13 protein-coding genes are annotated in these 11,829 nt (G+C 67.0%); 4 read left to right on the forward strand and 9 right to left on the reverse strand.

Features of this window, described 5'->3' with window-relative positions; all coding sequences use genetic code 11:
- The first annotated feature begins 237 nt into the window (after nt 1-237).
- Nucleotides 238-681, forward strand: coding sequence for a hypothetical protein (locus E8M01_RS14140; RefSeq protein WP_136960696.1), 444 nt, complete (start codon nt 238-240; stop codon nt 679-681).
- Between the two features lie 86 nt (nt 682-767).
- Here the strand turns inward: E8M01_RS14140 and E8M01_RS14145 are convergent, their stop codons facing one another.
- Nucleotides 768-1,286, reverse strand: coding sequence for a MarR family winged helix-turn-helix transcriptional regulator (locus E8M01_RS14145; protein ID WP_246088730.1), 519 nt, complete (start codon nt 1,284-1,286; stop codon nt 768-770).
- 422 nt (nt 1,287-1,708) lie between these two features.
- Here E8M01_RS14145 and E8M01_RS14150 point away from each other — a divergent pair, with 422 nt between their 5' ends.
- The 3 genes from E8M01_RS14150 to E8M01_RS14160 are packed head-to-tail and all read left to right on the forward strand — an operon-like array spanning nt 1,709 to nt 4,234.
- Complete coding sequence (locus E8M01_RS14150; RefSeq protein WP_136960698.1) at nt 1,709-2,281, forward strand: flavin reductase family protein; 573 nt, start codon at nt 1,709-1,711, stop codon at nt 2,279-2,281.
- A 53-nt stretch (nt 2,282-2,334) separates the two neighbouring features.
- The gene (locus E8M01_RS14155; protein ID WP_136960699.1) at nt 2,335-3,822 is read left to right on the forward strand and encodes a 4-hydroxyphenylacetate 3-hydroxylase family protein; all 1,488 of its coding nucleotides are present in this window, start codon (nt 2,335-2,337) and stop codon (nt 3,820-3,822) included.
- A gap of 31 nt (nt 3,823-3,853) precedes the next feature.
- Entirely contained in the window at nt 3,854-4,234 is a 381-nt protein-coding gene (locus E8M01_RS14160) for a cupin domain-containing protein (protein WP_136960700.1), read from the forward strand.
- 207 nt (nt 4,235-4,441) lie between these two features.
- On the opposite strand, the gene E8M01_RS14165 is transcribed toward E8M01_RS14160, so the two are convergent.
- The 8 genes from E8M01_RS14165 to E8M01_RS14200 all read right to left on the reverse strand — a co-directional run bounded on the left by E8M01_RS14165 (nt 4,442) and on the right by E8M01_RS14200 (nt 11,825).
- Nucleotides 4,442-5,125: a GntR family transcriptional regulator gene (locus E8M01_RS14165; protein WP_136960701.1), complete on the reverse strand. Its 684-nt coding sequence runs from the start codon at nt 5,123-5,125 to the stop codon at nt 4,442-4,444.
- Between the two features lie 15 nt (nt 5,126-5,140).
- Nucleotides 5,141-5,830 (reverse strand): DUF2848 domain-containing protein, encoded by a 690-nt coding sequence (locus E8M01_RS14170; RefSeq protein ID WP_136960702.1) that lies wholly within the window; start codon nt 5,828-5,830, stop codon nt 5,141-5,143.
- Between the two features lie 56 nt (nt 5,831-5,886).
- Nucleotides 5,887-7,065, reverse strand: coding sequence for an ABC transporter substrate-binding protein (locus tag E8M01_RS14175; RefSeq protein ID WP_136960703.1), 1,179 nt, complete (start codon nt 7,063-7,065; stop codon nt 5,887-5,889).
- 26 nt (nt 7,066-7,091) lie between these two features.
- Nucleotides 7,092-7,835 carry an ABC transporter ATP-binding protein gene (locus E8M01_RS14180; RefSeq protein ID WP_136960704.1) on the reverse strand — a complete coding sequence of 248 codons (744 nt, stop codon included), beginning with the start codon at nt 7,833-7,835 and terminating at the stop codon, nt 7,092-7,094.
- A gap of 3 nt (nt 7,836-7,838) precedes the next feature.
- On the reverse strand, nt 7,839-8,612 hold the full coding sequence (locus tag E8M01_RS14185; protein WP_136960705.1) for an ABC transporter ATP-binding protein: 774 nt from the start codon (nt 8,610-8,612) through the stop codon (nt 7,839-7,841).
- A complete protein-coding gene (locus tag E8M01_RS14190) occupies nt 8,609-9,448 on the reverse strand; it encodes a branched-chain amino acid ABC transporter permease (protein ID WP_136960706.1) in 840 nt (279 codons plus the stop codon). The genes E8M01_RS14185 and E8M01_RS14190 overlap by 4 nt, the downstream gene beginning before the upstream one ends.
- On the reverse strand, nt 9,448-10,320 hold the full coding sequence (locus E8M01_RS14195) for a branched-chain amino acid ABC transporter permease (RefSeq protein WP_136960707.1): 873 nt from the start codon (nt 10,318-10,320) through the stop codon (nt 9,448-9,450). The genes E8M01_RS14190 and E8M01_RS14195 overlap by 1 nt, the downstream gene beginning before the upstream one ends.
- 299 nt (nt 10,321-10,619) lie before the next feature.
- Nucleotides 10,620-11,825, reverse strand: coding sequence for a GlxA family transcriptional regulator (locus tag E8M01_RS14200; RefSeq protein WP_136960708.1), 1,206 nt, complete (start codon nt 11,823-11,825; stop codon nt 10,620-10,622).
- Nucleotides 11,826-11,829 lie beyond the last annotated feature (4 nt).

Raw genomic sequence — 11,829 nt, forward strand, 5'->3', positions numbered from 1 at the left:
CAAAAATGCGACACGCATTTCAGAACAATCCCCTATGCAGTAAACGGGTCGCCGGCGGCGGCCATGGCGTGGGGCTTGCGATCTCTCCGGCGACCGGTGGAACAGCAACGACGCGAGCGCGTTGGATCGCAGACGGGGATCACGCCACGATCCCCGGGCCGCGCTTGCCCGGCGTCGAATGAGCACCGCGATCATGCGTCTCGAGCACCGGGGGGCGGCTTCAAAGCGGAGGCTGTCATGAAGCACGAGAGCTTAGCCGAAATCAGACAGGTCGCCGACATTTTCTCCCTTGGGCGAGATGTCCCGCGACTGTCTCACCGCGAGCGTCTGGAACGTTGGGCCGCGGTTCTCGACCAGCATGAGGGCCAGGTCGTGCCGCTGGTCCGGATCGAGGACTACGCGCCGCGGGAGCGCGACAACCTGCGCGGCGACAAGACGCCGCTATCGGTCGCCTTTTCAGATCCGATCCTGCGCGCCGACGGCCTCCTCAGCGACCGGCTGGGCGACGCCGTGGGTTTCTTCGGCCTGGGACATGCCGAGGCCCATCGGCTTCTCTGTGACTGTCATTATCGCGGCACCATGACGGCGCCGAAGGTCGCGGCGCGGCTGCGCGCGATCGCCAGGGGTGGGATCATGCAAAGGATCTGGGACTGGACGACCCGGCGGGTGGCTGCCGGTTAGGCATCGCCGCCGCCCATGCGACCGGCTCGATGAGGTGCCGGATCACCGGCGCGCCGGTGCGCGCCGGTCGATCATGTGCTTCGCCCTCAGGTGAAGTCGGTTCCCCGCCCATCCGGCGCCAGGAAGCCGAACAGGTGCAGCGACCGGTCGGCGGTGTCGACCAGCCGGGTCATGATCGCGCGCAACATATCGAATTCTTCCGCGGTCAGGTCGGCGAACAGGGCGTCGTTGACCGGTGCCTGCACCACGGTCAGCTCGTCGAGCAGGGCGCGCGCCTTGGCCGTGATGGTCAGGTTGACCCGGCGGCGATCCTCCAGGCTGGTCTCCTTGGACACGAGCTTCCTGGCCACCAGCTTGTTGACCTCGATGGTCACGAAGGCGCCGCTCAGGTGCACGTGCTCGGCAACCGCATTGATGCCGACGCCGGCCGGCCCGTGCAGATGGGCAATGGTGATCAGGATGGTATATTGCGTGCTGGTCAGGCCGATCAGCCCGCCGAGCCGGCCGCGCACCTCCTGGATCCGCGCCGAAAAGGCCAGCGTATCGTGGACGAAGTGGCGAAAGGCCTTGTCGGAGCCGTCCCTGAGCAATTCCGGTCTGGACACGGTCAGGGGCCGCCCGGCCGGAGGTGCCAAGTCTTTTTGGGGCGCAATCTCATGCGTCGCTGAGAGCTTTCTCGCCATGTCCGACCGCCCGGCCGCCCTCCGCATTTCATCGTCGTTGTCCCGCTCGTCCTCGCTCGCGCCGGATGCCGCGCGTCGGCCTGGGACAGTGACACGACGGCGCCACCTATAGCGCAGTTTCGGCACGGTCAACACCGCGGATAGCCCGCCGATGCGGCCCACGCGGCTGGCCGGTGCCGCCGCGGGCCGGCGCCTGCCATTGCCTGGCGCCTCGGCCGTACTGTCGGGAAATGCAGCGTTCACAGGGCGTTACGCCTCCGATGGCGGTCGTCGCGAAGCCACTTGACAGTGAATGCTTGATCAAGATAGCTTTCTTTATAAGCTAATTAACAAAGATACTTTCCATGGCCAACGAAGCTGGATCCCATCTGTCGGCGTCGTCAGGCGCTGCGGCTTTCGATGCCCGCGCGTTTCGCCGCGCGCTCGGCCAGTTCGCCACCGGGGTTGCCATCGTCACGGCCCATGGCGGCGCCGGCGAGGCCATCGGGCTGACCATGAGTTCGTTCAATTCGGTGTCGATCGATCCGCCGCTGATCCTGTTCAGCGCCGACCGCAAGGCTTTGAGCCTGCCGGCCATGCTCGTCGCCAGGGGCTATGCGGTGAACATTCTGAGCCGGGGGCAGGAACATCTGTCCAACCAGTTCGCCCGGGCGCAGGCCGACAAATGGGCCGCGGTCGCCTCGGCGCCGGGTCACGCCGAAGCGCCCTTGCTGCACGGTGCGCTCGCCCATTTCGAATGCGAACCCTATGCCCATTACGACGGCGGCGACCACGTCATCTTCGTCGGCAAGGTCATTCGCTTCTCGACGCCGGCCGACCTCGAAACCCAGCCGCTGCTGTTCTTTCGCGGCAAATATCACGGCGTCGATGGCGAGGGCGAGCGGGCGCCGCTCTGGCCGCTGCCGATCCACTACTAGCCAGCCGAACCATCCGCAACGACCGGATCATTTTGCCTCAGGGAGGTCATGTCATGATGAAGAACGGGAAAGACCATATCGCGTCGCTGCGCGATGGCCGCGAGGTCTATATCGACGGCAGGCGGGTCAATGATGTCACCAGCCATCCGGCCTATCGCAATGCGGTCAGGTCGACCGGCAAGCTGTTCGACTTCCACGCGGCACCCGCCAACCAGGACCTGATGACCTTCGTGGCGCCGGATTCGGGCGTCAGGGCGAACCGCATCTGGCAATTGCCCGGGTCCTATGAGGAACTGGTCGTCAGGCGCAAGGCGCTGGAGGCCTGGACCGAACTGCATGGCGGCTTCATGGGGCGCGCGCCCGACCACGTCGCCTCCTGCATCGCCGGCATGTATATGGGCCTCGAGGTGTTCGAGGCCTATGACCCCAAGCGCGCGGCGGCCCTTGCCGACTATTACCGCTACGCCCGCGACAACGACCTCTACCTGACCTATGTCATCATCAATCCGCAGGCCGACCGCTCGAAGAGCGCGGCCCAGCAGAAGAGCGAGTTCCTGGCCGCCGGCGTGGTCGACCGCGACCGCGAGGGCATCACGGTGCGCGGCGCCAAGATGCTGGCGACCGGCGGCATCATGGCCAATGAAGTGCTGGTCACCATCATCCAGCCGCTGCAGCCGGGCGAAGAGAAATACGCCTATTCCTTCGCCATTCCGATGAACACCAAGGGTCTGAAGATCCTGTCGCGCAAGTCCTATGAGGCGGCCGCGCCCTCGGTGTTCGACAACCCCTTGTCGAGCCGCTTCGACGAGAATGACGCGGTGCTCTATTTCGACGACGTCAAGGTGCCGTGGGACCGGGTCTTCGTCGTCGACAATGTCGAGATGTGCCAGAAGCAGTTCCACGCGACGCCTGCCCATGTCTATCAGAACTACCAGGCGATGATCCGCCTGGCGGTGAAGCTGCGCTTCCTGACCGGCATCGCCCGGCGCACCGCCGAGATGAACGGCGTGGTCAATTTCCCGCAGGTGCGCGAGACGCTCGGACAGCTGGCGGCCGAGGTCGGCATGGTCGATGCGCTGGTCGCCTGCATGGAGGTGCAGGGATCGCAGCGCGGGGCCTATTTCGTGCCGCACACCCATACGCTCTACGCGGCGCAGACCCTGACCCAGCAGCTCTATCCCAAGGTGATGACGACGCTCCGCGAGCTCGCCGGCGGCGGCATGATCATGCTGCCGTCGTCGGTTGAGGACTTCCGGAACCCGGAGCTTGCCGGCCTGATCGGGAAGACCCAGCAGTCGCCGGCGGCAAGTGCCGTCGACAAGGTGAAGTTCTACAAGCTCGCCTGGGACGCGGTCGGTTCGGAATTCGCCTCGCGCCACACCCAATACGAGATGTTCTACGCCGGTGCGACCTTCGTCACCAAGGGTCATTCCTTCCGCAGCTACGACTGGGCCCGGGCCGATCGCGCGCTCAACCTGATGCTCGATGGCTATGCGCTCGGCGACGAAGTTCCCGGGCTCGCCGAAGCCCCCGCCGCCTGACCACCAGAAACCGTCTTCCAGGGAGCCGAGCATGGCCATCAACAAGCTGCACGACGAATTCCACACCCTCGACATGACCGCCGGCTGGGAGGTCCCCGAGGGCTATCCCTCGGGCATCAAGCAGAAGGTTCTCTCGGGGGCGCTCGACGAGCCGAACCGCCTGGGCAGCCGCACGCGGCTGTTGAAATTCGATGCCGGCACCTTCACCACCAAACCCTTCGTTCACGACTATTGGGAAGAGGTGTTCCTGGTGTCGGGCGACCTGACGGTCGGCAATGACGAGGCCGGCAAGGGCGGCACGCCGTTCCAGCCCTTCACCTATGCCTGCCGCCCGCCCGGCGCCTTCCACGGCCCGTTCAAGTCGGAGGCCGGCTGCCTTCTGCTCGAGATCCACTATTTCGATCCGGCCTGAGCCGGCTGCCGGACCGCGCAAGCGACAAGGCCCGTCACGCATGTCGTGGCGGGCCTTTTTCTGTGGCGCGGTCGGTTTCACTTCGTCCTGGCCGTGCTTGTCACGGCCATCCACGGCTTCCGCGGGTCAAGGCATGCGTGGACGGCCGGCCGAAGGCTGGCCATGACGAAAAAGGGCGGCGACGGGGATCTCGTCCGCCGCCCGCCTTCACAACTGCCGGATGATATTGCCGCGATAGCCCGCGATATGGGCGCGCATCGCCTGTTCGGCGGCATCGGGGTTGCGCGCCCGCATCGCCGCGACAATGGCGTGGTGCTCCTCGATGACGCGGCGGTGGTGCTCGGCGTCGCGCAGCGACATGAACCAGACGCGCAGCGACCGGTCGTGCAGATGCGCCAGCACCTCGGCCAGGATCGGGTTGCCTGCGCCGGTGGCGATCACCTGGTGGAACCGGCGGTCGAGCAGCATGAGCCGGGCGATGTCGCAGGCCCGCGCGGCCTCGCCGGCTTGCGTGACATTCTGCTCGAGCTCGGCGATATCCCGCGGCGTCGCCCGTTCCACCGCCAGGCGCACGCAATAGGTCTCGTTGACCAGGCGGACGCTGGCGATATCCAGCACCTCGTCCAGGCTGATCGGGCGGACCAGGATGCCCTTGCGCGCCAGCACGTCGACCAGGCCGTCGCGCTTCAGCCGGATGAAGGCCTGGTGCACCGGGGTCCGGCCATAACCGAGCTCGGCGCTGACCGCCGCCTCGCTCAGGCATTCGCCGGGCCGGTAGACGCAGGTGATCACCCGATGCTTGATCTCGGCATAAGCGAGATCATTGCATGAGGGCGCTGCGGGCGGCGGCGCCGGCCGCCCTTCGCGGTCGTCATGCGGGCCATCGGTCACGATGCCGTGCCGGGATCAGGCCAGCGGCAGGGCAATGACTTCGTAGCCATGCCGGATGCGGCGGCCGAGCACCGGATCCTCGATCTCGAAGTCGAAGCGGTCGGCCGGGCGAATGCCGCCGCGCGCGGCCAGCGTGCCGCCGAACATCGCGGTGCCCTCGGGCAAGGGTGCCCCGTTCAGATAGCCGCCGATGACGGCGTCTGGCGCCAGCATCGTATCGACCGGGCCTTCCTGATAGAGCGCGCGGGTGCCGTCGATGGTGGCCCAGGAGCGCAAGGTCAGCCGGTCCCAATGATCCGCCACGTCGTCGAACAGCCAGAGCTCGGGCGCCACCGGCTTCTCGCACATTTGCTTGGAGACGGTGACGTCATAGGTCTCGACCTGCCGGTCGGTATGGTCGGAGCCGACACCGACATAGGTGACGCCGCCGCTGCGCAGCAGCATGAACTCGACCTCGCCGCTCGACGCCCGGCCGGAAACCTCGATCCGGTCGTCGATGGTGAGCCGGCTCGAAGCCACGCGGTAATAGACCGGCGTGGTCGCCGGCCGCTTGACGCCGAGCGCTTCCAGCTCGGCGATATGTTTTTCCCGCGCCGCCGGATCGCGGCCGGTCCAGCCGGCGATCACGGCATGGTCGATCCGGAAGATCTCGGCGCTGGAGCGCTGCTGGCGCTTGACGACAAAAGGCAGGTTCGACGAGGTCATGCTGGATGTCCGCTTGTGGGTGTGGGACGGCGGGACGGTGCCCCGCCGCCGGCGCCTCAGGCTGCCGTGCGCTTGTCGAGCAGGACCCATTTTCCGCCCTTCACCTCGATGACATAGACCGGCTTGATGGCGTCGCCGTCGGCATCGAAGCTGATCGGCCCTTCCAGCGCCGGATAGTTCTTCAGCGCGCGCAGGGCATCGCGGATCTGCACCCGCTCCTCGGCCGCCCTGGCCGGATCGCCGGTCACCTTGGCGAGCTTCATCGCCTCGGCATAGAGGTAGACGATGTCGTAGACCGAGGCGTCGAACTGGTTCGGCTCGGTGCGTGCGAGACCCGCGGCCTTGGCCCGCTTGGCGAAGTCCTCGGCGAAGGTACGGGTGCGCTGGTCGACGTCGCGGAAGAAGGTCGTGCCGATGGTCATGGTCTCGCCGGCGCCGTCCATGCGGGCCGGCAGGTCGGGATCGGCAATGGTGGTGCCGCCGATCACCCGCGTGCTGACGCCTTGCCGGCGCAGTTCCTTGGCAAGGTTGATGGCGCCCTCGGGCGGCGCGCCGAGGCCGACGATGTCGGGTTTCATCTGGGCGAGCCGCGACACCTGCGGCGACAGGTCGAAGGCGTTCAGCTGAAAATCGACCGAGCCGAGGATCGGCACGCCGTGTTTCGGCAGCAAGGTCGGCAGCACGGTGATGCCGATCGACTTCGACACCGTGTCGTCGGAGGCGAAGGCGATCGCGCTCGAACCGGCAGCGAGGCCTTTCGCTTTGATCGCGGCCAGCACCTGGTCGATCACCTGGCCTTCGTCGGTGGTGTTGCGGAAGGCGAAGCGAAAGCCCTTGGCCAGGCTCGGGGCGGACGAGGCCATCGACATCTGCGTGATGCCGGCACGGTCGCCGGCCGGGAAGGCGACCCGGACCTCGCTCGACGAGAACGGCCCGATAATCGCCAGCGCCTTGCCGTCCTCGGCCAGCTGGCGCACTGCGAGCTGGGCCTGGCGCGGCTCGCCGCCGGTGTCGAACTTGACCACCTTCAGGCGTTTGCCGTTGATCCCGCCGGCGGCGTTGATCTCGTCGACGGCGAAATCGACCGCGACCTCATTGGCCGCGGCGAGGCTGACATAGGGGCCGGTCTTGGCCATGGAATAACCGAGGATCAGCTCCTGCGGTCCGGCGGCTTGCGCCCGCGACATCAGCGCAAAACCCGCGCCGGCGGCTAAAACTTGACGACGTGTCTGCACGGTTCGGTTCCTCTCGTGGTCGGAGCTCAGCTTGGGGTAAGGGCGTTCGGGGCGGGCTTGGCCGCGCCGAGATAGGCTGCCTGCAGGGCCGGATCGGCGGCCAGCTGGCGCGGATCGCCGGCCATCAGCACGCGGCCGAGTTCGAGCACGGTGGCGCTGTCGGCCGCGGCCAGCGCCTTGCCGGTGTTCTGCTCCACCAGCAGGATGGTCAGGCCGTCGCGGTTGAGCTCGGCGAGCAAGTCGAACAGCCGTTCGACGAACAAGGGCGACAGGCCGAGCGAAGGTTCGTCCAGCATCATCAGGCGCGGCTTGGCGAGCAGCGCTCGGCCGATCGCCAGCATCTGCTGCTCGCCGCCCGACAGGCAGGAAGCGAGCATCGACCGGCGCTCGGCGAGGTTCGGAAAGCGCTCGTAGATCATCTCGATCTCGCGCCTGACGGCCACGCCGTCGCGGCGCAGATGAGCGCCGAGCCGGAGGTTGTCCTCGATGGTCAGCGAGATCAGGATGCGCCGGCCTTCCGGCACCAGCACGATGCCCTGGGCGAGCCGGCCATGGGTCGGCAGGCGGGTGATGTCGGTGCCGGCAAAACGCAGGCTGCCGGTGGTCGGCTTGGCGGTGCCGATCATCGCGCGCAGGAGCGTGCTCTTGCCCGCGCCATTGGCGCCGAGAACGGTGGCGACCTCGCCGTCGCGCACGGTGAGCGAAACGCCCGACAGCGCGCGGACGCGGCCATAGTCGACGGTCAGGTCGGCGACCTCGAGAAGCACCATGGTTCAAACCCCTCCCGTCGCGCCGAGATAGGCCTCGCGGACTTTCGGCTCGCGCTGGATGTCGGCAAGCGAGCCCTCGGCGATCTTTTCGCCGAAGTTCAGCACCACGACGTGGTCGCAGAGGCTGTCGACGAAATGCATGTCGTGCTCGACCACCAGCAGCGTCACGCCACGCGCCTTCAGCGCGACGAGATGGTCGCGCAAGGTCACCGTCTCGCTCGGGTTGAGCCCGGCGGCGGGTTCGTCGAGCAGCAGCAGGGTTGGCTTGGCGAGCGTCGCGCGCACCAGGTCGACGCGTTTGCGCACGCCATAGGAGAGCGCGCTCACCGGTGCGTCGGCGAAGCGCTCGAGACCCCACTCTTCCAGCGCCGCGACGGCCTCGCGCCGCCACCGGTGGCGGGGGAACAGCCGGAACGGCGAGGCGAGGTCGCGCAAGCCCCGGGTCTGCACGTGCTGGCCGACCAAGAGGTTCTCGATGACCGAGAGATGCGCCATCAGCCGGACGTTCTGGAAGCTGCGCGACAGGCCGAGGCGGATGCGCTGGCGCGACGGCACGTCGGTGATGTCGCGGCCGTCGACCGCGATCCGCCCGCCGGTGACGCCATAGACGCCGCTGATCAGGTTGAACACGGTGGTCTTGCCGGCGCCGTTCGGGCCGATCAGCGCGGTCGCCTCGCCGCGCCGGACATCGAAGCTCAGATCACGCACGACCTTGAGCGCGTTGAACGATTTCGACAGCCCGGCGACCGACAGGACGGGTTGGGAGGAAGCCGTCATGACGCGTCTCCCGCCCGGCGCCTGAAGCGGTGGAACAGGTTGGCGGTGACGAGCCCTTGGGGCCTTGCCGCCATGATCAGGATGATGAGGGCGGCGAAGGCCGCGTAACGCCATTGCGAACTGGTGCGCAGGAGTTCCGGCAGGAGCGTGAAGAAGGCGGCGCCGACCAGCGGACCCCAGACCGTCTGGGTGCCGCCGAGCAGCACGTAGAGCGCGGTATAGACGCTCAGCAGCACGCTGAAATGTTGCGCCTCGACGAAGCTGAAATGATGGGCGTAGAAGCCGCCGCCGATGCCGGCGATGACCGCCCCGATGGTGAAGCCGGCGACCTGCAGGCCGCGGACGTTGAGGCCGAGCAGGTCGGCGACGACGACATCGCTCTTCACCGCGGTCAGGTAGAGCGCGAAACGGGTGCGCGAGATCAGGAAGACGACCAGCACGATCACCACCGCGGCGGCGATCACCCAGGGTGCGCCGACATAGGTGCTGACCGGATAGCCGGCGGCCGCGCCGACCGCCTCGACATTGAGGAAGACCGCCGCGATCAGCTGGCCGAGCGCGAAGGTGGCGAGCGCCAGGTAGATGCCATGGGTGCGCAGCACCGGCACGGCGACGATCAGCGCGATGAGCCCGGCCAGGAGGCCGCCGGTCGGGATGGCGAAGGCCACCGACCAGTCGAATTCATTGGTGAGATAGGCGGCGGCATAGGCGCCGATCGCCATGAAGCCGGCAATGCCGAGATTGAGCTGGCCGGCGGCCAGCGGCAGGTAGACCGCATAGGCCGCGATGATGTTGAACGACAGGATGACCAGGATGCCGAGCTGATAACTGGTCATCACAGCTTCTCCCGCGTCAGGCTGGCGCCGAGCAGGCCTTGCGGCCGGATGATCAGGATGACCAGGAGCAGGCCGTAGACGGTGATATTGACCATGTTGGCACCGAGGAAATGGATCGAAAGGACCTCGGCGAGGCCAATGATCATGCCGCCGAGGATGGCGCCCCAGATGCTGCCCATGCCGCCGATGATCATGGCGGCGACGCCCTTGAACCCGACCACCTCGCCCATGAAGGGCGAGGCCTGCTGGTAGTTCATCGCGAAGAGTATGCCGCCCATGGCGGTGAACACCGCCGAGAACACGAAGACCTGCGGGATCAGCCGCGAGACGTTGACGCCGAGCACGGTCGCGGTTTCGCGGCTCTCGGCGATGGCGCGGATCCGCCGGCCGGTGCTGGTGGCCTTCAGGAACACCGACAAGCCCGCCACCAGCGCGACCGCGACCAAAAGGCTGACGAGCTGCGCTCCGCCGATGACCAGGCCCGCGGCGCGGATGTTGAAATCGGGGATGAGGGCTGGAAACGACTGCTGGTCGGAGCCGAAGCGGATCAGCACCAGGTTTTCCAGGAGCACCAGGAAGCCGAGCGAACTGACCAGCGGGATCTCCGGGTCGCCCTCGGCCATCAGGCGGTAGGACAGCCGTTCCACCAGCAGCGCCACCGCCGCGGCGGCGCAAAGCGCGGTGATGATCGCGGCCGACCAGTGCCAGCCGGCGGCCAGCATGGCCCAGCTGACCATGCCGCCCAGCATGAACAGGCCGGGGATCGAGAAATTCAGGAAATTGAGGATGCCGATGGCAATGGTGAAAGCCACCGCGACGAGCACGTAGATGCTTCCCAGCATCGATCCGTTGACGATCTGCTGCGCCAACATGCGCATCCTCCTCATAGTCGAATTATCATTCTTAATTAGCTTTAGAAAAAAGCTATTTCATATCGAAGTCAAGCTGAAATTTCAGACGTTCCGCAGCCATCGGCGGCCGTGCGGCAGCACGTGCTTGCGGCATTTCGTCGAGATTTTGGGCAAGGGGCGGGGCGACCGCGTCGCATCGATCGGCGGCAATGCCGGTGACCTCAGGCGCCGCGCCGTCTCAACGCCGGCCGCGCGATCGCTTGACATGTCGCTGGTTCGAAACCTGGCCGGGACGATGCGCCGGCGATGCGCGCCGGCGCTCAGATATAGGGGCGCCGCTCACGCTGCAGGAAGCCCGGCGTTGCCAGATCGGCCTCGGGTCGGGATGCGCCCGATGCCGGGCCGGGCGGGTCGATCGCGGCCGTCCACTCGGGCAGCGGCGCGTCCATGGTGGCGAGCTTGGCCGGCACCGGGCTGGTCTGCGTCGCCTGCCAACGCCGGATCAGCGCCTTCATGGCCTCCGGTCCCTCCCGGCGGATGACCGAAGGCGCGCAGCCGAAGGTCGCCCGGAACAGCCGGTTGAAATGCGAGATGTCGGAAAAGCCGCTTTCGGTCGCGACGATGGTGATGGTCTTGTCGGAATTGGCCAGCAGCCACAGGCCGTAGAACACCCGGAGGTCGCGCGAGAACTCCTGGATGCTCTTGCCGACGACCTTGCGAAAGACCCGCTCCAGCTGGCGTTTCGACAGGCCGACCGTATGGGCGATATCGTCGACCTTCTGCGGCGTGCTGAGATTCTGCTCGATCAGCAGCATGGCGCGGCGCACCCTGGTATCGTCGACCGCGCCGGCGCTCGGCGGTTGCGGCTGGGCGCCGGCCGCGGGCCGGGCCTTGTCGGTCACCATGATGTGCAGGCTCTTCTGCGCGCGGCCGGGACCCAGGTGCCGCTCGACCATCCAGGCGCCGAGATCGAGCGCCGCAAGGCCGCCCGCGCAGGTGATGAACGGGCCGTCCTCGACGAACAGCTGGTCGGCCACCGGCACCATGTCGCCATAACGGTCGATCAGGTCGGGCAGGTGGTACCAGCTGACGCAGCACTTGCGGCCGCGCATGAGCTGGGCTTCCGCGAGCGCGAAGCTGCCGGTGCAGACGCCGGCGATCGAAACCCCCTTGGCCGCCGCCTGGCGCAGGAAATCCAGCGTCTTGGGATGATAGGTCGTGCCGCGGTCGATCAGGCCGCCGACCACGACGATATAGTCGAAACGCTCGGGCCGGTCGAAGGTCTCCCAGGGCAGGACCTGCAGGCCGCAGCTCGCCGCGATCGGGCTGAGATCGGGCGCCAGAACGCTCCAGGAACAGCGTTCCGGCCGGCTCCGGTCGCCCTCGTCGGCGGCCAGCCGCAACAGGTCCATGATCGCCGAAAAGGCGATCAGCGTGAAATTGGGCAGGAGCACGAAGCCGACCGACAGCTGGCGCCGCGGCGCCTTGGCCGATGGGAGACCGCGATGGTGACCGAACTCTGCCATGCGT

It is taken from the genome of Phreatobacter stygius (assembly GCF_005144885.1).
Lineage (GTDB): Bacteria > Pseudomonadota > Alphaproteobacteria > Rhizobiales > Phreatobacteraceae > Phreatobacter > Phreatobacter stygius.